This is a genomic window from Streptomyces sp. NPDC050610 (assembly GCF_040654875.1).
Taxonomy (GTDB): domain Bacteria; phylum Actinomycetota; class Actinomycetes; order Streptomycetales; family Streptomycetaceae; genus Streptomyces.
Window position 1 is genome coordinate 49,918 of the sequence record NZ_JBFAIV010000029.1, and the last position, 20,851, is coordinate 70,768.

The following is a 20,851-nucleotide window of genomic DNA, read 5'->3' on the forward strand; positions in this document are numbered from 1 at the left end:
GCCGCCCGCGACAGCCCCGCCCCCGAGCCCGGCCCCGGCCGCCTTCCGGGCGTCGGGTTCACACCGCGATCCACTGGGTGGAGACGGTCACCTCTTCCAGGGCGTCCGCCAGCGGTTCCACGCCGATGCCGGGCCCCGTCGGCACCCGCAGATGTCCCTCGTCCAAGGTGAACGGCTCGGTGACATCGGTGCGGTAGTAGCGGTCGGAGGCGGAGGTGTCACCCGGCACGGTGAAGCCCGGCAGCGCCGCCAGCGCGACGTTCGCCGCCCGGCCGAGCCCCGTCTCCAGCATGCCCCCGCACCAGACCGGCACCCCGTGGGCCGCGCACACGTCGTGGATCCGGCGGGCTTCGAGATAGCCGCCGACCCGGCCCGGCTTGATGTTGACGATGCTGGTGGCGCCGAGCGCGATCGCGTCGGCGGCCGCGCGGGCCGAGGTGATGGACTCGTCCAGGCAGATCGGCGTACGCACCCGGCGGGCCAGCTCCGCGTGGCCCAGCAGATCGTCCTCGGGCAGCGGCTGCTCGATGAGCAGCAGGTCGAACGGGTCGAGCCCGGCCAGGAGGCGGGCGTCCGCCCGCGTGTAGGCGGTGTTGGCGTCGACCTGGAGCAGCACGTCGTCGCCGAAGCGCTCCCGCACGGCCCGTACCGGCGCGATGTCCCAGCCCGGCTCGATCTTCAGCTTGATGCGTACGTAACCGGCGTCGAGGTATCCGGCGACGGCGTCCAGCAGCTCGGGCACCGAGTCCATGATGCCGACCGACACCCCGCACGGCACCCGCTCCCGCACCGCCCCCAGCTCCCGCGAGAGCGGCACGCCGCGCTCGCGCAGCTCCGCGTCCAGCACCGCCATCTCCAAGGCCGCCTTGGCCATCTGATGGCCCTTGAAGGGGCTGAGCGCGGGCGCGACGCCGATCGCGTCCAGCTCCTCGCGGCGGTCCGCGAGCGCTGGCACGAGGAAGCGGCCGAGCACGTCAGCGCAGCCGTCGACGTACTCGGAGGAGTACAGCGGATCGCTCATCGCGACGCACTCGCCCCAGCCCTCCGCCCCGGCCGTCACCGCGCGCAGCAGCAGTGCCTCCCGGACCGTCTGGGTGCCGAACGACGTCCGGAACGGCGCCACCAGGGGCATCCGTACGCGGCGGATCTCGACTCCGGTCAGTTTCATGACGTCCTCTCCGTTTCGGCGTCCTCGATGGATTCTGTGTTTTCTGTGTTCTCGGCGTTTTCGGCGGTTTCGGTTTTTTCAGCGTTGTCTGTGTTTTCGAAGGTTTCGACGGTTTCAGCGGTTTCGATGGTTTCGACGATGTACCCGCCGGCCCGGTCGAAGCCGGTGACCCGCGCCCCGTCCGCGAGCAGCCCGCCCAGGACCTCGCGCAGGGCCGACCGCCAGGAGGCGGCGCACGCCGGGTCGGCGGCGCGCAGTGTCTCGATGTCCTCGGGCACGGCGACCAGCACGGTCGGGCCGTCGAGAGCGCCGGGGACGGGACGGCCCGACGGGGAGGCCGAGAGGCCGGCGGCGGCGCCCGCCGTGCTGACCGCGGGCGGCCGGCCCGCGCAGGCCGCGACGGTCTCCGGCGCCTCCAGACGCCAGGTGACGAGGAGCCGGTCGGAGTCGTCGGAACCGTTGATGCCGTCGTTCATCGACCCGTAGAAGTCGGGCAGGTACTCGGTGGCCCCGGCGGCCAGTTTGCCGAGGTTGAAATAGGCGTTGCGACGCACGAGCGGATCGAACGTCCAGGAGATCTCGGCGACGTCGCACCGCAGCGCCCAGGCCCGCTGGTGCAGTTTCAGCGCGTACCCGACGTTGCGCCCGCGCATCTCGCCCGCCACTCCCGCGATATGGCTGTGCAGGGCCCGCTCGGCGGGCGGCGCGAAGAACCCGGCGCAGGCCCCGACGAGTTCGTCCCCGTCGAAGGCGCCGGCCACATAGCTGCCCGCCTTCGACAGCGCGCGCAGCATCTCGGCCGTGATCGGCGGGATCTTGCCGTCGGGCCGCCAGATCCGCTCGTAGAGCCGCTGTACGGACTCCAGTTCGGCCAGGCTGGACAGGGTGCGGATGGAAACGCGGGCCGCGCGGGCCGCGGCCCGCGCCGCGGCGACGGCCTCGTCGGACCCGCCGCCCGTACCGGCGGCGCGGCTCGGATCGCTGGACAGATCAATCACAGGTGTCATCTTCTTTGCCGTGAGGGCGCGCCAGGATGTCCCGCAGCAGCGCCGTGAGCAGGGCGGTACGCCGGGGCAGCTCGGCCACCTCGACGTGTTCGTGGTCGGCGTGCGCACCGCCGCCGACCGCCCCGAGGCCGTCGAGGGTGGGCGTGCCGACGCCCGCGGTGAAGTTGCCGTCCGACGCGCCGCCGACGGCGACCGGGACGAGCGGCCCGACCCCGAGTTCACCGGCGAGCCGGGCGACGCGGGCGAACAGTTCCCGCGACGCGGCCCCGGGCAGCGGCGGACGGTTGGGCCCGCCCGACACCTCGACGCCCGCGCCGTCGAGTACCGGCCGCAGCGCCCGCATCTCGCGGTCCACACGGTCCTGTTCGTCGGCGTCGCGCACCCGGACGTCGACCGCGAACAGCCCCTCGGCGGCGACGGTGTTCGACGTGGTGCCCGCGGTGAGCAGCGTCGGCGTGACCGTGGTGCCGGTCGCGCCGTCGCCGAGCCCGGCGACGGCGAGGATCTGGTGGGCGGCCTCGATGCTCGCGTTCACCCCGCGGTGCGGTTCGAGCCCGGCGTGCGCCGCCCGGCCCCGCACCGCCACCTCGTACAGCGATACGCCCTTGCGCTCCGTCTTGAGCGCCCCGCCGTCCGCCGAGGCCTCCAGGACCAGCGCCGCGTCGCAGCCCCGGGCCTCCTCCTCGACGAGCGCGCGGGACGAGGGCGAGCCCAGCTCCTCGTCGCCGGTGATCAGCACGGTGACGCCGTCCGCCCCGCCGCCGGAAGTCGGACCGTCGGAAGTCCCGCCGCCTGAAGCCGTGCCGCCTGAAGCCCCGCCGTCGGAAGTCGCACCGCCGGAAGCCGCGCCGAGGGCGGCGACGGCGTGGAAGGCCATCACCACACCGGCCTTCATATCGAAGCAGCCGGGACCGCGCAGCAGCCCGTCCTCGATCCCGAACGGATGGGTGGCCAGCGATCCGATGGGCCACACCGTGTCGTGGTGGCCGAGGACCAGGACGCGGCGCGGCCCGTCGCCGAGCCGCCAGCGCAGATGGGTGCGCCCGTCGAGGACGATGCGCTCGGGGGCGGCCGCCAAGTGCGCGGCCCCCATCTCCGCCACCAGGTCGGCGCTGCGCGCCACGGCCGCCAGGTCGGCGGACGGCGACTCGCAGCGCACCAGCGCCTCGATGTCGGCGAGCATGCGCGGCAGCGCCTCTTCGAAGCCGCGCACGGTCACGGCCGGCCGTGCGTCGGAGACGTCCGTGCGGGAGTCGTGAACAGCCATGTCAGCCGACCTTCGGAGTGGCGCGGGCGCTGTAGTGGACGTACTGCTCGCCGGTCTCCAGCGTGTAGAAGGTGACCGGCACCCAGGTCCGCGTGCCGGGCATCAGGAAGACGAACTTCCCGTCGCCGACCGGGATGAGTTCGGCCTCCCGGGCGGGCGAGGTTTCGTACGCGGCGAGCGGCCCCGTCACCGTATGACTCAGCGTCAACTTGCCGTTGGTAAAGGCGATATCGGCGCGCGCACCGGCCCGCTCGTACACACCGGCCTGCCGGGCGGCGTCCACGGCGGGCGGCCGGTCGGCGGGGGCGAGCGGGGTGGGCACGGCCACGCCCGCGACCTCGGCGAAGATCTCCCGGAACAGCTCCTGGTACAGGTCGCGCGCGTTGCCGCCGTTGGTCAGCAGGGTCACGGCGAGGCCCTGGTCGGGCAGTACGCGCAGGAACGCCGACTGGCCGATGGTGTTGCCGTCGTGCCCGTACAGCCGCTGCCCGTCCCAGTCGAACCGTATCCAGCCCAGCCCCCAGGAGTCGCCCAGCGTGTCCCGGTCCGGCAGATCGGCCTGATGCGCGGCCATCGCCGCGGCGCTCTCCGCGCTCAGCACCCGCTCGCCGTCCGGGCCCAGGCCCCCCGTCAGGTGCAGCCGCGCGAAGGCCAGCACGTCGGCGGTCGCGGCGGTGATCAGCCCCGCGGGCCCGGCCGAGCGGGGCAGCCCCCACACCGCGGCGGGCGCGGGGTCCGCGCCGCCCTCGGCGACATGCCCGACCGCGGCCCGCAGCAGCAGCGCCTCCTCCGGGAGCGTCACCGCGCCCGTCAGGCCCAGCGGCGTGAACAGCCGCTCGCGCAGCGCGCGGTCCCAGGTGAGGCCGGTCAGCTTCTCGATGACCCGGCCGGCCAGGCTGAAGCCCGAGTTGCAGTACGAGAACGTCCCGCCGAGGGGATGGTTCTGCGCCGCCTCCTCCAGCAGTTCGGTGTAGCGCTCCAGGCAGTCGTCGCCGCGCCCGGTGTCGGTGAAGACGTCGCCGTCGATGCCGCTGGTGTGGGTGAGCAGGTGACGCATCGTCACCTGCTTGGCGGCGACCGGGTCCGCCAGCCGCAGCTCGGGCAGTACGTCCACGAGCGGCGCGTCCAGGTCCAGCCTGCCCTCGTCGACGAGCTGCATGACGACCGTCGTCGTCCAGACCTTGGTGATGGACCCGATCTGGAAGACCGAGTCGTCGGTGACGCCGACGCCGGTGGCGGTGGACAGGACGCCATGGTGGGCCCGGAGCACCTCATCGGCCGGAGCGGCGCTCGCGGTACCGCCCGAGGCGCCGTCGTTGGCACCGAGCCGCAGGATGCCCAGGGCCGCGCCCGGCACCCGGTGCGCTCCGGCGAGTTCGACGAGCCGCCGCTGCCAGTGGGCCGCGTCGAGGGGCGCCTTGCGCGGCCGCCCCGGCTCCCCGGCGTACCGCTCCACCCAGTCCACGACGCGCTGATTGAAATCCACCCGGTGGGAGGGCGGCCCGTCCAGCGGGAACATGTGCGTACCGCCCGGATACAGCACCAGCTCCGTGGGCACGCCTTGGGCGCGCAGCGCGTGGAACCACTGCTCGGCCTGGCCGACGGGGCAGCGCTGGTCCTCGCCGCCCTGCACGATCAGGGTCGGCGTCCGCACGTCCCCGACCCGGCTCATGGGCGACTGCCGCGCGTACTCCTCGCGCGCGTCCCACGGCGCTCCGCCCAACTCGGCCGGGCCCAGCAGGTGCGCGGCGTCCGTCGTTCCGGCCATGCTGGTCAGATCGGTCACCACGCCGCCCCCGACGGCCGCCGCGAACCGGTCGTCGCGACTGGTCAGATAGCAGGTCATGAACCCGCCGTAGCTGTAGCCGGTGACGGCGAGCCGCCGCGGGTCGGCGGCGCCCTCGGCGACGAGCTGGTCGATGGGCTCGGTGAGGTCCGCGGCGTCGGAGACCCCCCACCCGCCGACCACCGCGGTGAGGAACTTCTCGCCGTAGCCGTCGCTGCCGCGCGGGTTGAGCATCAGCACCGTCCAGCCGCGCTCGGCGAGCACCTGGTGGTAGAGGTGGGCGGAGTCGGCCGCCCCGTGCCACCCGTTGTGCGGGCCGCCGTGCACGTCCAGGAGCAGCGGCGCGGGCCCGGTCCGCGCCGGGTCGCGCAGCAGCCAGCCGTGCACCACCGTGCCGTCCGACACGGTGAACTTCCGCTCCTCACGCGTGAACAGGGCCACGTCGGACGCGCCGTGCGCGGTACGTACCCGGGTCGCGCCGGAGGCGACGTCGACGGTGGCGATCTCACCGTAGGAGTCGGCGGTGGACAGGACGATCGCGACGGTGCCGCCCGAGACGGACGCGCCGGTCACCTGGAGCGTGCCCCCGCCGACCACCCGACGCGGCGTGCCGCCGTCGAAACCGGTGACGTAGAGGTTGGTGAAGCCGCGGTCCCGCAGGCAGAAGAGCACCTGGCGGCCGTCGTCCGCGAGCTGGGGGAGCGCCCCGGGGTAGCCCGGCCCGCCGGGCATCACATTGCGGTCCAGGCAGCCGGTGAGGTCGGCGGGCCCGGCGCTGCCGCCGCCGGCCACCGGCACCCGCAGCAGCCGGGCGTTCCCGACCGCCGTACTCGCCGACCCGACGACCAGCAGCGCCGCACCGTCCGCCGTCCAGCCCACGGCCCCCGCCTGGCCGGTGTCCGAGCCGGCCAGGACCGGCTCGGCGCGGTGCGGCCCCACCTCGACGACGTACGCGGCGCTGCTCGACGACAGATCGGAGTCGGCCCCGCGGGCCGCCGGGAAGGCCAGCCGGGCGCTGTCGGGCGACCAGGCGGGCGCGCCCGCGTGCCAGCCGCCGTACGTGATCTGCCGGACCTCGCGATCGGCCAGGCGGACCGTGTGCAGATGGGTGCGTATCGTGCGCAGCAGCCCGGGGCCGTCCGCCTTGTAGGTCAGCCGCCGCGTGACGACCGGCCGCCTGGCGCGCAGCGCGCGGTCCGCGTCGCTCTCGCCCCCGGCCGCGTCCAGGTCCACCGGCGCGGTGAACGCGAGCGCGCCGCCGTCCGGACTCCACACCGGTGCGCCCGCGCCGAGCGGCATCGCCGTGACCTGCTCGGCCTCGCCGCCGGCCGCGGGCAGCAGCCACACCTGCGCGGGCGCGCCGTCCTGGGAGCGCAGGAAGGCGATCCGGGTCCCGTCGGGCGACCAGACGGGCGCGCTGTCCGCCGGGCCGCGGGTCAGCCGGCGCGGCTCGCCGTCGCCGGCGGCCACCTGCCACAGCGCCGTCACGTCCCGGTCGGCGTCGCGGTCGGCGGTGCGCAGTACGTACACGATCTCGGCGCCGTCCGGCGAGACGGACGGCTGCTCGGGGATCGCGAGGCCGTACAGGTCGTCGATGCGCAGGCGTGGAGTCACGGGCGGTACCTCCTGGGGGTGGCCGTCAAAGGGATGGTGGTCAAAGGGGTGGTCAGACCGCCGGGCGGCCGAGGCGGTCGCGGAAGAGCCGGAGCACGTTGCCGCCGAGCACGCGGGCGATGTCGTCGTCGGCCCAGCCGCGCCGCAGCAGCGCCTCGGTCACCAGCGGAAGCCCGGCGGGCCCTTCGAGACCGGGCAGATACCGGTCCGTGGGCACGCCCTCGATAGGGGCGTCCGCGCAGCAGGGCGGGGTGGTGTCGGCCATCACCTCCTGCACGAAGTCCGGGCCGAGCCCGACATGACCGACACCGGCGACGTTCGCGAGGTGCTCGATATGGTCGACCAGCCGGTCGACGGTGTGGTCGCTCTCGTGCAGGAACGGCGCGAAGAAGTTCACGCACACCACGCCGCCGTTCGCGGCGGTCGCCTTCACCTGCTCGTCGGTGAGATTGCGGTGGTGGTCGCGCAGCGCACGCGCCGAGGAGTGGGTGGCGATGACCGGCCGGGTCGCCAGCTCCAGCACATGCCCGACACCGGCGGCCCCGAGATGGCTGATGTCGAACATCATGCCGACGCGCTCCATCTCGGCGACCGCGGCGACGCCCGCGCGGGTGAGCCGGCTCCCGGCCGCGTCCTCGCCGCTGCCGTCGGCGAGCGCCGTACGTCCGAAGTGCGCGAGGGACGCGATCCGCACTCCGAGCCGGTAGAGGGTCTCCAGGAGTTCGACGTCCTCGCCGATGCCCGGCGCGCTCTCCAGGGCGAGTACGAGCGCGATCCTCCCGTCGTCCAGGGCGGCGTCCACCTCGGCGCCGTCGTAGCAGAGCCGGACCGCGTCGGCGTTCCCGGCCGCGAGGCGGTGCGCGGCCTCGATCATGCGCAGGGTCCGCCGCAGCGCCCCCTCGGGCCGGTACCCGTCGTCGATGAACACGGGCAGCACCTGTATGTCCACACCGCCGGCCACCAGTTGGGGCAGCCACCGCTCACGGAAGAACGACGCCCACTGATCGACGGGCCGGGTCGTCACGGCGCAGAGCAGGTCGTTGTGCGTGTCGGCGACGACGCTGCGCCGGTGCAGGGCGGCGGCGCGGCTGGGGGCTGTGGTCATGTACGGGCTCCATTCGGAGGGGCGGGGTCGCCGGCCGGGGGTGGTACGGGTCCTTCCGGTTCCGGCCGGGCGGCGGGTCGTTCCGCGCTCGACGGGGAGGATCTACCCGCTCCGGGGCGTTTGTGATCTTCGGCGCTGGTGGGGGAGGGGCGGCCTGTCGTCGATCGGGCGGGGTCTTCGGCTTCCTTGGCGGCGGGGGTTCCGGTCTCCGGTCGGGTTTCGGAGTCTCCGGCTTCTTGGCGGTCGGAGGCTCTCGCGGACAGGCCTGGGTCTCCCGCGGACAGGCCGGGTTCTCCCGCGAACAGGCCGAGTTCTTCCGTGAGCGCGCCGGGTTCGCCCGCGAAGTGGCAAGCCGCCCGGTGCGGGCGTCGTTCGGCGTCCCGCGCGGGGTCGGCGGTGCGGCAGAGGTCGCGGTCGGACCGTACGAGAGGGCCCAGCCCGCAGCGCGGGTGGTAGCGGCAGCCGGCCGGCGGATGGTGCGGATCGCTCGGCTCGGCGTCCACGGCCTCCGCGCCGCCCGCGCCCACCGCTCCCGCGCCGCCCGTGTCCTCGAAGCGCCCGGCGTGTTCGGCGTGCTCGAACAGCGGCGTGTCCCAGGACGGCGCCGCGCTCAACAGCTCGCGGGTGTAGGGGTGCTGAGGGTCGGAGAGGACCTGCTCGGTGGGGCCGGCCTCGACGATCCGCCCCAGGTACATGACGGCGACGATGTCGCTGAGGTAGCGCACGACGGCGAGGTTGTGCGAGATGAACAGCATCGACAGGCCCAGCTGCCGCCGTACGTCGCGGACGAGATTGAGCACGGCGCCCTGCACCGACACGTCGAGCGCGGAGGTGATCTCGTCCGCGATCACCACCCGGGGCCGGGCGGCCAGCGCGCGGGCCAGCGCGACGCGTTGGCGCTGACCGCCGGAGAGCCGGCCGGGGAGCATGCCGGCCCGGTCCGGATCGAGGTTGACCAGTTCGAGGAGGCGCGCCACCTCGGCCCGCCGCGCCCCGGAACGTCTCGCCGCGAACCGCGGACCGCCGTCGCGCGGCATCGCCTCGCTGATCGACGCCCCGATGCTCATGCGCGGGTCCAGCGAGGAGTACGGGTCCTGGAACACCATCTGCAACGGGCGGCGCCTCGCCGACCGCCGCACGTCGGCGCCGTCGAGCAGCACCCGCCCCGCGCTGACCGGCGCGAGGCCGACGGCGCTGCGCGCGAGCGTCGACTTTCCCGATCCCGACTCGCCCACCAGGCCGACCACTTGGCCGGACGGCACGGTCAGGCTGACGCCGTCCACGGCGGTGAGTCCGCTTCTCCGGGTCCCGTACCGCACGCTCACTTGTTCGAAAATCAGCTCGCTCACGCGCCACCTCCGGCGGCCTCGGTCTCGACGTCACGACCATCGTCCGCCCCAGGCCCCGGCCGGGGCCCGGTCCCGTCGCCCCGGCCGCCCTGCGGGTGCCAGCAGGCCACGCGATGCCGGTGCCGCTGCCGGGACGGGGGCCCGGCACCGATGTCCACCGGCACCGGCACCGGGTCCTCGGCCCGGCATCGTTCGTCGGCGAACGAACAGCGCGGGGCGAACGCGCAGCCCGCCCCGGTCCGGCCCGGCTCCGGCGGCCGGCCCGGAATGACCGCCAGCGGCGCGTTCCGGTCGGTGTCGAGCGCGGGGACGGCGGCGAGGAGCGCCCGGGTGTACGGGTGGCGCGCGGCGGTGCGGAGCCCGGCGGTGGGCAGGTCCTCCACGATCCGCCCGGCGTACATGACCAGGACCCGGTGGCAGCTCTGCGCCACCACGGTGATGTCATGGCTGATCAGCAGCAGGGCGGCCTGCTCGCCTTGACGAGCCGTGGGCCCGTCCCGCCGAGCCGCGCGACCGGCATCGGCTGATGTCTCGGCCCCGGCCCCGGCTCCGTCCCCGTCCTCGGCCGCGTCCCTCCGCACCCGGGCGAGCAGCCGCAGCACCTGCCGCTGCACGGTGACGTCCAGGGCGGTGGTCGGCTCGTCGGCGATGACCAGGCGCGGTTCGCCCATCAGCCCCATCGCGATCATCGCCCGCTGCCGCATGCCCCCGGAGAACTCGTGCGGATACTGGCGGGCCCGCCGTTCGGGCGCCGGCACCCGCACCCCGCGCAGCCGCTCCACGGCCCGCGCGAGGGCCTTGCCGCGCGAGAGCCCCTGGTGCCGCTCGGACACCTCGGCGAGCTGGCGCCCGATCCGCTGGGTCGGGTTGAAGGAGGTCATCGGGTCCTGGAACACCAGGGCCAGCGACGTGCCGAGGAGTGCCCGCGCCCGAGCCTCGGACGCCCGTAGCAGCGGCGTCCCGAGGAAGTCCAGGCGGGCGGCGGAGACGACGCCCGGCGCCTCGATCAGCCGGGAGATCCCGAGGGCCGTCAGGCTCTTCCCCGACCCGGACTCCCCGACCACGCCGACGGATTCCCCGGCGCCGACGGTGAAGCTGACGCCGCGTACCGGGGCCACGGGCCCCGAGGCGCCGGGGAAGGCGACGCGCAGATCCTCCACGACGAGTACGGGCCGGCTGCCGTCGTCCTCTACGTGCGCGGTGGCCGCCGGGACGGCGTACGAGGGTGCTTCCTTGAGCGGCGCTTCCTTGAGCGGCGCGGGCGCCGACGAGCGCGCTCCGACCACGCCCGCCACGGTCTCCCCGAACAGGTTGAAGGCGAGCCCGGCGACCACCACCGCGACGCCCGGCGCGAGGGCCGCGGTGGGGTTGACGTAGATCTGGTTGAGGCCCTCCCCGAGCAGCCGGCCCCAGTCGTAGGCCGGGGCCTGCACCCCGATGCCGAGGAACGAGAGCCCGGCGAAGGCGAGCAGCGCCATGCCCGCGCTGATGGTGGCGTTGACGATCAGCGGCTCCCCGATGTTGGGCAGCACATGCCGCACGAGCAGCCGGACCCGGCCCACCCCGGCCACCCGCGCCGCCGCCACGAAGTCCCGCCCGGCGACCGCCGCGGACAGCGTCTGGGTCAGCCGGGCGAACGCGGGCGCCATGGCGAGCCCGATGGCGAGCACCGCGCCCTCGGCGCCGACCCCGAAGATCATGGCGAAGAAGAGGGCGAGCAGCAGTCCGGGGAAGGCCACGGCGATGTTCACGGCCGAGGTCACGAGCCGCCCCGCCCACCGGGGCAGCACCGTGGGCGCGGTCCCCAGGACCGTGCCGGCCGCCACCCCGATCACGGTGGCCTCCACCGCGAGCTTGACGGACAGCCGCGTGGCGACGAGGACGCGGGCGAGGATGTCCCGCCCCAGGCCGTCCGTACCGAGCAAGTGCGCTCCGGTCGGGCCCTGCTGGAGCGCGTCCGTGTCGATCGCCGACGCCCGGCCGCCCCACAGTACGGGCGCGAGCAGGGTCAGCGCGATCAGCAGCGTCAGCAGGGCGGCGGAGCAGGCGCCCACGGGCGTACGCACGACGGCCCGCACCTTCGCGAACCTGCCTTGCGCGAACCTGTCCTGCGTGATCCGGCCTTCCGTGAGCCGGCCGTCCGCCATTCGGCCCTCCTCGATCCCGTCCTTCGCGCATCCGGCCGCCGCGGGCCCGCCCGGCGGCGGCGCTTCGCTGTCGCGCACGGCTCACGCCCCCCGGATCGTCGAGCGCGGATCGAGCACCGCGAGCAACACGTCGACCAGCAGATTCACCGTCAGGACCCCGATCCCGTAGACGAGTACGACGGCCTGCACCACGGGGTAGTCCTTCGACTGGATGGACTGCACGATCGTCGACCCGAGCCCCGGCCACGCGAAGACGTTCTCGACGAGCACCGTCCCGGCGACCAGCCCGGTCAGCACCAGGCCGCCCATGGTGAGCGTGGCGGTGAGCGCGTTGGGCAGTGCGTGCCGTGCGTAGACCGCCGGTGCGGGCAGCCGCTTGGCGCGCGCGGTGCGGATGAAGTCGTGGCCCAGCACGGCCAGCATCTCGACCCGCACGATCCGGGCGAGTACGGCGGCGGGCTGGGCGGCCAGCGCCAGTACGGGAAGCACGTACGAACTCATATCGCCGCGCCCGGCCACGGGGAACCACCCCAGATGCACCGAGAACACGTAGACGAGCCCGACGGCCAGCAGGAACTCGGGGATCGCCGCCAGCAGCACGCTGGTCGAGGTGAACGCCAGCTCCGCGCCCCTGCGCCGGCCGCCGCGGGTCAGGACGGCCATCGCCACGCCCACCGGGATGGCGATCACCATGGCGACGGCGAAGGCGGCCAGGGCCAGTTGGGCCGTAGCCGGGAGCCGGTCGGCGATCTGCCGCGACACCGGCAGATCGCTCAGCATGGACGTGCCGAAGTCGCCGACGGACACCGACCGCAGGTAGTGCCAGTACTGCGTCAGCAGCCCGTCGTCCAGGCCGAGCGCCTGCCGCCGCGCGTTCACCGCCGCCACCGGAGCCGTCATCCCGAGCGCGGAGCGCACCGGGTCCCCGGGGATCAGATGGATCATCACGAAAGCGGCGGTGACCACCACCCACAGCGACACCGCGAACCGCCCGAGCCGCCGCCCCGCGAACGACAGCCACGGACTCCCCAGCACCCCCCGCAGCACACCGTCCGGTGCTGCGGGCCTGGCAACCACAGTGGACACCAGAAACGACCTCCGTCGGACTCCGTATCGGAACCCAGCGAGTGTCGCGCCCACCAGGGAGCCACCGATTCGTCCCCGCGCACAAGAAGCGCGCGGCACCTGGTACTACAGCACAACTGACGGCACGTACGCCCTATACGCCTGTACGCGCGCCATGCGGCCCCGACGGCCGAGGGCTGTCACCGTTCACGGTCCCCCGGTGCGGGGCCGGAGCCGCTGTCCGCTCCGGCGGCGGCCTCGAAGGCCGGTACGTCGAGCACGTCCGCGTGCAGGGGAATGATGGAGCGCATCAGCATCTCGTGGCGCTCCGGGTCGCCGTCGGCGCACAGGTCGCCGAGGACGAGCAGGCGGTAGTCGCGGTCGGCGGCGTCCCGCAGGGTCGACAGGACGACGCCGCTGGTGAAGACGCCGCCGAGTACCAGGGTGTCGATGCCCCGCGCGCGGAGCAGCGCGTCGAGCGAGGTGGTGCTGAAGGCGCTGACGCGGGTCTTGGTGACGGTGTGCGCCCGCCCGTCGGCCCGTAGCAGGCGGTGGACCTCCGTCCCCGGGGCGCCCGCGGGCAGGGCCCCGGCCCGGGCCAGGGGCGCGAACGCCTTGTTGTGCGCGGGGACGGCGGCGTGGTCCTCCGGGGTGAAGGCGACGCGCACGTGAATCTCCTGGATGCCTGCCGACCGCGCGGCGCGCTGGGCGCGCCGGGCGCGCTCCACGAGCCGCTCCGACGCGGGGAGGCGCTCCAGCAGGGAGTGCTGGAAGTCCATGAGCAGCAGCGCGGTCCGGCCGGCGGCCAAGGTGGGAGTTTCGCTGGGCAAGAGTTTCCTTCCTGAAGGGTTCGGACTCCTTGTGCGCTGTGGCTGACCGGCGCGGGGTGGGCGTCCCGGCGCTCCGGCACGATTTACTACAGCGCTGGATAATCCAGTACTGTAGTTAATGTGATGAGCGATGACCAGCTCGACTGGCTGGACCCCGACGAACTGCGGACCTTCCGCGCCCTCAACCGTGCCTGGGAGGCGGTGACGGACCGGCTCGACCAGGACCTGGAGCGCGAACTCGGCCTGCCCCGCAGCTACTTCGACATCCTCTGGCGGCTGCGCCGCGCACCGGGACGAGCCCTGCGCATGACCCGCCTGGCGGAGATCACCCGCTCCAAGGCCAGCCGGATCACGCACGCCGTCGGCCGCCTGGAGAAGGCCGGACTGGTGCGCCGCGAAGTCCCCGAAGGCGACAAGCGCGGCTGGCTGGCCGTCCTGACCCCGGAAGGCCTGGAACGGGCGGAGCAGGCCGCGCCGATCTACGCGCGCGGCGTCCGCGAGCACGTCCTCGCCCCGCTGACCGGGGACCTGCGCGACCAGCTCACCACCATCGGCGAGACCCTTCTCGCCCATCTCGACCCAGAAGCGCTGCCCGGCGCCGAGGACAAGGAAAGGAGGGCCAATTGACGACCCAGCCCCCAACTCGTACGCACACCGCCGCCGCCCCGACAGAGACACCTCCCGCGAGCCGTGGACGCCTGCTCCAAGTGCAGGCGGTCGCCGGGCTCGGCGGTTTCCTCGCCGGCGTCAACACCTCCACCATGGACGTCGCCCTGCCCACCGTCAGCCGCCACTTCGGCGCCTCGGCCTCCGGCGCCTCCTGGACCCTGCTCTCCTACATGCTGGTCACCACCGTGCTGGTGTTCGTCTTCGGACGGGTGGCCGACATGATCGGCCGACGCCGCATGTACCTGGGCGGGATAGCCCTGCTCACCGTCGGCAGCCTGCTCTGCGGCCTGGCGCCCGGCATCGGCTGGCTGATCGTCTTCCGCTGCCTCCAGGCCGTGGGGGCGGCGGCGCTGCTCTGCAACATCACCGCGCTGATCACCGACGCCTTCCCGGCGCGCAGGCTGCCGACCGCGCTGGGGACCAACGCCACCATCGCCGCCCTCGCCCAGGTGCTGGGCCCGGCCCTGGGCGGCGCGCTCGCCTCCGGCCTGGGCTGGCGCGCGGTGTTCTGGTTCAACGTGCCCGTCGGACTGCTGGGCCTCGTCTGGGCCCGCACGGTGCTGCCCGCCGGAGCGCCGCACACGCGCGGGGAGTCCTTCGACTACCTCGGCGCCGTGCTGTCCACGCTCGGCCTCGGCGGCCTGATCCTCGCCTTGTCCGAGGGCGGGGCGCTCGGCTGGACCAGCCCGCCGGTCCTCGTCGGCGGCGCCCTCTTCCTCGCCTTCACCCCGCTCTTCCTCGTGGTGCAGGCCCGGCGGCGGCAGCCGCTGCTGGACCTCGGCCTGTTCGCCGACCGCGCCCGCAGCCTGGCCTACCTCTCACTGTTCCTGGTGGCGATGGCCTACTTCGCCGTGGTGCTGCTCATGTCGCTCTACCTTCAGGCCGCCGCCGGCATGGCCCCCTACCAGGCCGGGCTGCACGTCCTGTACGTGGCCGTGGCCATGGCCGCCGCGGCCCCGGCCGCCGGCCGGCTCCGGGAACGCTTCAGCGCACGCGCCCTGTCCAGCACCGGGCTGGCCGTCTCGGCGGCCGGGCTGTTCGGCCTGTCCGCGGTGGTCGGCCCCGACATGAACGGCGCCGTCCTCGCGGGGTGCCTGCTGGCCGTGGGCGCCGGAGTGGGACTGTTCATGACCCCGAACACCGGCGCCATCATGGGCTCGGTACGGCCCGAACGGCGCGGCATCGCCAACGGTGTGCGCCAGACCGTGCAGAACGCCGGGTACGCGGTCAGCACCGCCCTCTCCCTCGCGATCGTGACCGGCGGCCTGCCCGCCCCCGTCAAGAAGGCCGCCTACGCCGGCACGGTCTCCGCGCTCTCCCCGCACACCCTGCAAGCCTTCACCACCGGCTACCGCTGGGTGCTCCTGACCCTCGCCGGCACCTGCGTCCTCGCCCTCGTCGCGTCCCTCAGCCGCGGACGGGCCGCCTGACGTCGCTCCGCGAGAGCCGTCGGCCGGTGAACGCGCGTACTGAACCCGCCGGGTCGCGGTCGCGGGCCGCGTCCCCGGCGGCGCGTGACGGGGAGGTGTACGACCGGCCGCCCCCCTGGCTCGGTCTCCGTCACCGTCCGGTGGGCCGCGTACCGCACGTCGGGGTGCGGGTGCGCGTGCAGGGCGTGCAGCAGGGGCCGCCGTCGAGAGAGGGCGTCAGTGAATGGGGAATCGCGCCCTCGAAAGGACGGCGAATTTCACAGGGCAATCAGCCCGGCTTTCGTCGGTTTGAACCCGCAGGAATCGAAATAGAAAGACTCCAGACCGTCGTCGAAGTCGACATGCAGCCACTCGCATTCGGCGGCGCGAGCCCCTTCCGCCGCCGCCGCGACGAGCGCGGTGCCGATGCCCCGCCGCTGCCCCGCGCGGGCCACGACCGTATCGAGAATGAAGGCGTGCACGCCGCCGTCCCAGGCGACGTTGACGAAACCGACGAGGCGGCCTTCCTCCCGCGCGCAGACCCAGCCCAGACTGTGGCGGGTGAGCTGCGCGACCCAATCGGTCGCGAGGGGCGGGTGGTCGAAGCCTTCGGAGTGCAGCGCCTCGATCGACTCGTTGTCGACGTCGCCGCGCCATTCATAGGTGATCGTCATGACGGGATCGTAATGTTCGGCGGGGAAAGGGGACGAGCGAATATCCGGGGGCGGGCGGGGCGCACTGCCACGTTGCCGCCCTCGGCGCTCTCACCGCCCCGGGCGCCAGAAGGTCAGCCGGTCCGTGGCCGTACGGGCCCGCCAGACGGCAGACTCGTAGTCCAGCCGCCAAGTACAGCCCCAGATCATCGAGGATTCCGTGCGCGGTGTCACGGCGGCGTCGGGCGCGTTCTCTGCGTGTGGCGGGACTGTCCATCGGCTCAGTTTAGGGACCGCTGTGGCGGGAGTGCCGTGTGTGGTCGAGGAGGTCAGAGCCCCAGCATCTGTCGTACTCGCTTGAGGCGCTGTTCGTCCCACTCCACCCCAGGGTCGGGTTCGAGGAAGGACAGCGCTGTGGCGGCGATCCCCAGCGCGGGCTGCGACCACTCGGCCTCGCTTGTGGTGTCGAAGACGCGCGGTCTGATGTGCCGGTCGCGTAGGTCGGGGCGGGAGAGCGCGGTGAGCACGAAGCCGCGCATGGTGGCGTTCAGCTGGGTGGCCAACTCTTCGAACGTGGTGCGGAGTCCGGGTCGCAGACGCAGCCCCAGCAGGTCTGCGAGCTGCTCGTACGATCGCGCGATCCGGGCGTTGAGCCCGTGTTCGGCGGCTTCGAGGGAGACTCCCACCTCCCGGCGCAACTCCCCGTCGGCGAGGCCGAGATAGGTGGCGTGCAGCGCGATGTACGTACGCCACCGCGTCGAGGCGTACATGGCGTCGAAGTCCCGCAGCGCGCCCTGCCGGAGCAGTTCGACGCAGAGGCCGTGGCGGCCCTCGGGGGTGCCGAACAGATCGAAGCGCTCGCGTCCGAGCTGCCGTACCGCGTCCTCGCCGCCCCGGCCGTCGGCGCCGGTCGCGGCGGGCGCCTGTTGGGCGAGTTCCCTGAGCAGATCGCTGAAGAACAGGTCCTTGTAGGGCCAGCGGCGGTACACGGCGCTGCGGGCGACTCCGGCGTCACGGATGACGTCCTCGAAGCTGATGTGCTCCAGACTCACCGTCAGGCCGGCGCCCGCGACCATCGACATGGCCGCGTCGAGCATGCGCCGCGCGGTCTCGGCGTCCGTGAGCCGGCGCCGCCGCCGGGTCGGCCCGGCGGCCGGTTGCTCGTTCGTCATCCTGCCTCTACTCTCTCGATGAACTTGAGACACGATATCCCAAGTTTCATCAGCGCCGTGCGGCCTGTGCGGCGATTTCGGTCATGTCGACCCTTGGAGAGCCCGCATGTCCACGCAGCCACCCGCCCCCGTCCGCAAGGCCGCCACTCTGCTGTACGTCGCGGCCGCCTTGGCCGTCGTCGCCGCCGCGGTGACCGTCGCCGACCAGGCCGTGGGCGACGCGCTCGCGCATCAGCTTCAGCGGACCTACCCCCAGCGTGCCGCCGACCGGATCGGGGCGGCCGAATCCAGCATCCCCACCTACCTGTTCACCCTCGCCGCGGCCGGCGCCGCCCTGTTCGCCTGGCTGGGCCGGGCGAGTCGGCGGGGCAGGCGCGGAGTGCGCGGAACGGGCACGGTGGCCGTAGCTCTCGGCACCGCCCTGGCCGCCTACAACTTCAGCCAGCCGCACCCCCTCCTGATCACCGTGGCCGGACTGCTCCCGTGCCTGGGCGGGGCGGCGGCCATGGCCCTGCTGTGGGGGCGGGAGTCGTCGGCGCACTTCAAGTCCCTCAGCACGCGGCCGACCGCCTGAGGGACCGTCGTGTAACGTCCCCGGCGTGAACACCGGACCGGCGCGGCCGCGCCACACACGGATCGGCTATCCGGCGGAGGGCTGACCGCCCGTCGGGTGCGCGGCAGGCGCCCCCTTGGTTCGGCACGCGGACCTCCCCAGTGCTCGTGCACTACGAGTCCGTTTCCGTGTCGAACAACAGAGGCCAGCCGTATGACAGTCACGTTCAACCACACCATCATCGCCGCCAAGGACCGAGACGACTCGGCCCGGTTCTTCCGGGAGCTGCTGGAGCTCGCGGAAGCGCCGTCCTGGGGGCCGTTCACCAATATCCAGCTCTCCGACGGCGTGCTGCTTCAGTTCGCCGAGCCGCCGGTGGAGATCCAGATGCAGCATTACGCGTTTCTGGTCGACGACGAGCTCTTCGACCGGGCTTACCGGCGGCTGGGCGAACGCGGCATCGAGTACTGGGCCGACCCGCGGATGCGCCGCTCAGGCGAGATCAACAACGAGCACGGCGGTCGTGGGGTGTATTTCAAGGACCCCGCCGGGCACGCGATCGAGCTGATCACCCGCCCGTATCTGTAACCGAGGCGGCCCGCGCCGCCGCCCGATGAACAGGCGGCGGCGCGGGCCGGACCACCGGCCCCTACCGCGAGTCTCCGCGCGTCTCGTTCCCGGCCGGAGCAGCGGCGGTGGCGGAGGTGCCACCCGTGGCCGGAGCGGACGGCGAGTGGTGCGGGGGCGCGACCGCCCGGTGCCGCAGCCGTTCCGCCGTCCATACCGCGAGCCCCGCCGCCGACAGCGCCGCGCCCAGGGCGCACACTCCGCCCCATCCGGCCGCGCCCCACACCACGCTGGTCAGGGCCGAGCCGACCGCGCCGCCCACGAAATAGCTGGTCATGTAGGCCGAGTTGAGGCGGTTGCGGGCCTCGGGGCGGACGGCGTAGACGAGGTTCTGGTTGCTTATGTGCACTGCCTGCACGGCGAGGTCCAGGACGATCACCCCGGCCAGCAGGGCGACCAGTGGCCAGGGGCCGCCGGAGCCGGCCAGGGCCAGCAGGCCCCAGGAGCCCAGCAGCAGGAGCGCGCCGATGCCGGAGACATGCTGGACCAGGCCCCGGTCCGCCAGCCGGCCCGCCGCCGAGGCGGCCAGCGAGCCGGCCGCGCCGACCAGCCCCAGCAGCCCGATCTCCGCCTCCGACCAGCCGTAGGAGGGGCCGGACAGGAGGAAGACCAGCGCCGTCCACAACACGCTGAACGGCGCGAACGACAGCGCGCCGAGCGCCGCCCGCCACCGCAGCACGGGCTCGTCGGCGAACAGCCGCAGCGTGGAGCCGATCAGCGCCGGGTACCCGCGGCCCGCAGGGGTGGGCAGTACCGGCAGGCGCAGTCGCAGCGCCAGCGCCATCAGCAGCATCAGCACGGCGTTGACCCAGTAGACCGTGCGCCAGCCGCCGAGGTCGGCGAGCAGCCCGGCGGCCGTACGGGCCAGCAGGATGCCCAGCAGCAGCCCCGTCATGACCGTGCCCACGGTCCGGCCGCGCTCGGCGGGCGGCGCCAGGGTCGCCGCGTACGGCACGACCACCTGGGCCGCCACCGAGGCCAGCCCGGTCAGCGCGGTGCCGACCAGCAGGAGCGTGCCGTTGGGGGCGCTCGCGGTCACGGTCAGGAAGACCGCGGTGGCCGCGCACAGCCCCACCGCCAGCCGTCGCCGGTCCACCAGGTCCCCGAGCGGTACGAGCAGCAGCAGCCCCAGCCCGTACCCGACCTGGGCGACGGTCACCACCAGCGCCGCGGTCGACGCGCTCAGCCCCAGGTCGCGGCCGATGACGTCCAGCAGCGGCTGGGCGAAGTAGTTGCCCGCCACGGACAGGCCGGTGGCAACGGACATCAGCAGCAGCATGCCGCGCCCCAGCCCCGGCGCCCCCTCCGGGCCGTGCTCCGTCGCTCCCATATGTCCTCCCTGGTACCCCGCACACGAACAGTCACCGGCCCCGCCGTGGTGGCGGGGCCGGTGCGTACGTTCCAGAGTGAGCCGTCCCCACCGATGAGTCCAACACATCATTGTCATCTCATCGATCTCGTTCCACGATCGATCGCTAGGATGCCCGCCATGGAACTCCAGCAGATGCGCTACGTCGTCGCGGTCGCCGAGACCGGCGGCTTCACCCGCGCCGCCGAGCGGTGCCACGTGGTGCAGTCCGCGCTCAGCCACCAGATCGCCCGCCTGGAGCAGGAGCTCGGCGCCCGGCTCTTCGACCGTACGAGCCGCAGCGTGCGGCTGACGGCCGCGGGCGAGGCGTTCGTACCCGTCGCCCGGCAGACCCTGGAGGCCGCCGAACGCGCCCGCGCCGAGGTGGAGGCGGCGGTCGGCGAGGTCCGCGGCCGGCTCGCGGTCGGGGCGATCTCCACCGTCGCCGCCGTCGACCTCGCCAAGGTCCTGGGGGAGTTCCGCGCCCAGCACCCCAAGGTGCGCGTCCGCATGCGCGTCGACATGAGCGAGGAGCTCATCGAACAGGTCCGGCAGGGCGCCCTGGACGTCGCCTTCGTGGGCGTGGTGCCCAGCGAGCGCATCAAGGGCGTACGCGAAAAGGTGCTGGCGCACGGGGAGCTGGTGGCCGTCGTCCCGCCGGGCCACCCCCTCGCGGAACAGGAGCGGGTCGGTCTGCGGCGGCTGGCGCGGGAGACCTTCGTGGACTACACGGCGGGCTCGGCAGCCCGCCGCCAGACCGAGGCGGCGTTCCTCGCCGCCGGGCTGCGGACCGACGTGGCCTTCGAGGTGACCACCGTGGAAATGCTCGCCAAACTGGTACGCGCGGGGCTGGCGGTGGGCATGGTGCCCGAGGCCATCGCCTCCGACCTCACCGGACTGCACATCCTGCGCGTATGGGGCGCGCCCGCGCGCACCGAGCGACTCGTGTGGAGCCGCCTGGGGCCCTCCCCGCCCGCCGCCGCGTTCCTGCGCGGACTCGGCGTGGACCCGGACGGCGAGTGACCCGATGACTCGGGGCAGTGCCCCACGGGCGCGGCACGGTTCACTCACCGTGCCCCGCC

17 protein-coding genes are annotated in these 20,851 nt (G+C 73.6%); 5 read left to right on the plus strand and 12 right to left on the minus strand.

Features of this window, described 5'->3' with window-relative positions:
• Positions 1–58: 58 nt before the first annotated feature.
• The 9 genes from menC to AB0I22_RS29580 form a co-directional block, all read right to left on the minus strand.
• On the minus strand, positions 59–1,168 hold the full coding sequence (menC, locus tag AB0I22_RS29540) for an o-succinylbenzoate synthase (protein WP_363134006.1): 1,110 nt from the start codon (positions 1,166–1,168) through the stop codon (positions 59–61).
• Complete coding sequence (locus tag AB0I22_RS29545) at positions 1,165–2,166, minus strand: GNAT family N-acetyltransferase (protein WP_363134007.1); 1,002 nt, start codon at positions 2,164–2,166, stop codon at positions 1,165–1,167. The genes menC and AB0I22_RS29545 overlap by 4 nt, the downstream gene beginning before the upstream one ends.
• The gene (locus tag AB0I22_RS29550; protein WP_363134059.1) at positions 2,159–3,358 is read right to left on the minus strand and encodes a M20 family metallopeptidase; all 1,200 of its coding nucleotides are present in this window, start codon (positions 3,356–3,358) and stop codon (positions 2,159–2,161) included. Before AB0I22_RS29550 ends, AB0I22_RS29545 begins: the two co-directional genes overlap by 8 nt.
• An 85-nt stretch (positions 3,359–3,443) precedes the next feature.
• Positions 3,444–6,842, minus strand: coding sequence for a serine hydrolase (locus AB0I22_RS29555; protein WP_363134008.1), 3,399 nt, complete (start codon positions 6,840–6,842; stop codon positions 3,444–3,446).
• A 52-nt stretch (positions 6,843–6,894) separates the two neighbouring features.
• Positions 6,895–7,947 (minus strand): dipeptidase, encoded by a 1,053-nt coding sequence (locus AB0I22_RS29560; RefSeq protein ID WP_363134009.1) that lies wholly within the window; start codon positions 7,945–7,947, stop codon positions 6,895–6,897.
• Positions 7,944–9,296, minus strand: a complete 1,353-nt coding sequence (locus AB0I22_RS29565) for an ATP-binding cassette domain-containing protein (protein WP_363134010.1) — start codon at positions 9,294–9,296, stop codon at positions 7,944–7,946. The genes AB0I22_RS29560 and AB0I22_RS29565 overlap by 4 nt, the downstream gene beginning before the upstream one ends.
• Positions 9,293–11,521 carry a dipeptide/oligopeptide/nickel ABC transporter permease/ATP-binding protein gene (locus AB0I22_RS29570; RefSeq protein ID WP_363134011.1) on the minus strand — a complete coding sequence of 743 codons (2,229 nt, stop codon included), beginning with the start codon at positions 11,519–11,521 and terminating at the stop codon, positions 9,293–9,295. Before AB0I22_RS29570 ends, AB0I22_RS29565 begins: the two co-directional genes overlap by 4 nt.
• A 3-nt stretch (positions 11,522–11,524) precedes the next feature.
• Positions 11,525–12,529 (minus strand): ABC transporter permease, encoded by a 1,005-nt coding sequence (locus AB0I22_RS29575; protein WP_363134012.1) that lies wholly within the window; start codon positions 12,527–12,529, stop codon positions 11,525–11,527.
• Between the two features lie 179 nt (positions 12,530–12,708).
• Positions 12,709–13,338 (minus strand): cysteine hydrolase, encoded by a 630-nt coding sequence (locus AB0I22_RS29580; RefSeq protein ID WP_363134013.1) that lies wholly within the window; start codon positions 13,336–13,338, stop codon positions 12,709–12,711.
• A gap of 123 nt (positions 13,339–13,461) precedes the next feature.
• Here AB0I22_RS29580 and AB0I22_RS29585 point away from each other — a divergent pair, with 123 nt between their 5' ends.
• Both AB0I22_RS29585 and AB0I22_RS29590 read left to right on the plus strand, forming a co-directional pair.
• Positions 13,462–13,965 carry a MarR family transcriptional regulator gene (locus AB0I22_RS29585; RefSeq protein ID WP_363134014.1) on the plus strand — a complete coding sequence of 168 codons (504 nt, stop codon included), beginning with the start codon at positions 13,462–13,464 and terminating at the stop codon, positions 13,963–13,965.
• Entirely contained in the window at positions 13,962–15,437 is a 1,476-nt protein-coding gene (locus AB0I22_RS29590; RefSeq protein WP_363134015.1) for an MFS transporter, read from the plus strand. Before AB0I22_RS29585 ends, AB0I22_RS29590 begins: the two co-directional genes overlap by 4 nt.
• Before the next feature lie 257 nt (positions 15,438–15,694).
• Here AB0I22_RS29590 and AB0I22_RS29595 read toward each other — a convergent pair whose 3' ends face one another.
• Both AB0I22_RS29595 and AB0I22_RS29600 read right to left on the minus strand, forming a co-directional pair.
• Entirely contained in the window at positions 15,695–16,090 is a 396-nt protein-coding gene (locus AB0I22_RS29595; RefSeq protein ID WP_363134016.1) for a GNAT family N-acetyltransferase, read from the minus strand.
• Positions 16,091–16,398: 308 nt separating this feature from the next.
• Positions 16,399–17,241: a hypothetical protein gene (locus tag AB0I22_RS29600; protein ID WP_363134017.1), complete on the minus strand. Its 843-nt coding sequence runs from the start codon at positions 17,239–17,241 to the stop codon at positions 16,399–16,401.
• Positions 17,242–17,347: 106 nt separating this feature from the next.
• Between AB0I22_RS29600 and AB0I22_RS29605 the strand changes: the two genes are divergently transcribed.
• Together AB0I22_RS29605 and AB0I22_RS29610 are read left to right on the plus strand one after the other, a co-directional pair.
• Positions 17,348–17,815 (plus strand): hypothetical protein, encoded by a 468-nt coding sequence (locus tag AB0I22_RS29605; RefSeq protein ID WP_363134018.1) that lies wholly within the window; start codon positions 17,348–17,350, stop codon positions 17,813–17,815.
• Between the two features lie 192 nt (positions 17,816–18,007).
• Positions 18,008–18,382 (plus strand): VOC family protein, encoded by a 375-nt coding sequence (locus tag AB0I22_RS29610; RefSeq protein ID WP_363134019.1) that lies wholly within the window; start codon positions 18,008–18,010, stop codon positions 18,380–18,382.
• A 61-nt stretch (positions 18,383–18,443) separates the two neighbouring features.
• Here the strand turns inward: AB0I22_RS29610 and AB0I22_RS29615 are convergent, their stop codons facing one another.
• Positions 18,444–19,751 carry an MFS transporter gene (locus AB0I22_RS29615; protein WP_363134020.1) on the minus strand — a complete coding sequence of 436 codons (1,308 nt, stop codon included), beginning with the start codon at positions 19,749–19,751 and terminating at the stop codon, positions 18,444–18,446.
• Positions 19,752–19,910: 159 nt separating this feature from the next.
• Between AB0I22_RS29615 and AB0I22_RS29620 the strand changes: the two genes are divergently transcribed.
• Positions 19,911–20,792, plus strand: a complete 882-nt coding sequence (locus tag AB0I22_RS29620) for a LysR substrate-binding domain-containing protein (RefSeq protein ID WP_363134021.1) — start codon at positions 19,911–19,913, stop codon at positions 20,790–20,792.
• Positions 20,793–20,851: the final 59 nt, after the last annotated feature.

Excerpts from the sequence above, each read along its gene's own strand:
- menC (WP_363134006.1), bottom strand. The coding sequence starts at position 1,168 with ATGAAACTGACCGGAGTCGAGATCCGCCGCGTACGGATGCCCCTGGTG.
- AB0I22_RS29550 (WP_363134059.1), bottom strand. The coding sequence starts at position 3,358 with ATGCTCGCCGACATCGAGGCGCTGGTGCGCTGCGAGTCGCCGTCCGCC.
- AB0I22_RS29560 (WP_363134009.1), bottom strand. The coding sequence starts at position 7,947 with ATGACCACAGCCCCCAGCCGCGCCGCCGCCCTGCACCGGCGCAGCGTC.
- AB0I22_RS29585 (WP_363134014.1), top strand. The coding sequence starts at position 13,462 with ATGAGCGATGACCAGCTCGACTGGCTGGACCCCGACGAACTGCGGACC.
- AB0I22_RS29595 (WP_363134016.1), bottom strand. The coding sequence starts at position 16,090 with ATGACGATCACCTATGAATGGCGCGGCGACGTCGACAACGAGTCGATC.
- AB0I22_RS29600 (WP_363134017.1), bottom strand. The coding sequence starts at position 17,241 with ATGACGAACGAGCAACCGGCCGCCGGGCCGACCCGGCGGCGGCGCCGG.
- AB0I22_RS29605 (WP_363134018.1), top strand. The coding sequence starts at position 17,348 with ATGTCCACGCAGCCACCCGCCCCCGTCCGCAAGGCCGCCACTCTGCTG.
- AB0I22_RS29610 (WP_363134019.1), top strand. The coding sequence starts at position 18,008 with ATGACAGTCACGTTCAACCACACCATCATCGCCGCCAAGGACCGAGAC.
- AB0I22_RS29615 (WP_363134020.1), bottom strand. The coding sequence starts at position 19,751 with ATGGGAGCGACGGAGCACGGCCCGGAGGGGGCGCCGGGGCTGGGGCGC.
- AB0I22_RS29620 (WP_363134021.1), top strand. The coding sequence starts at position 19,911 with ATGGAACTCCAGCAGATGCGCTACGTCGTCGCGGTCGCCGAGACCGGC.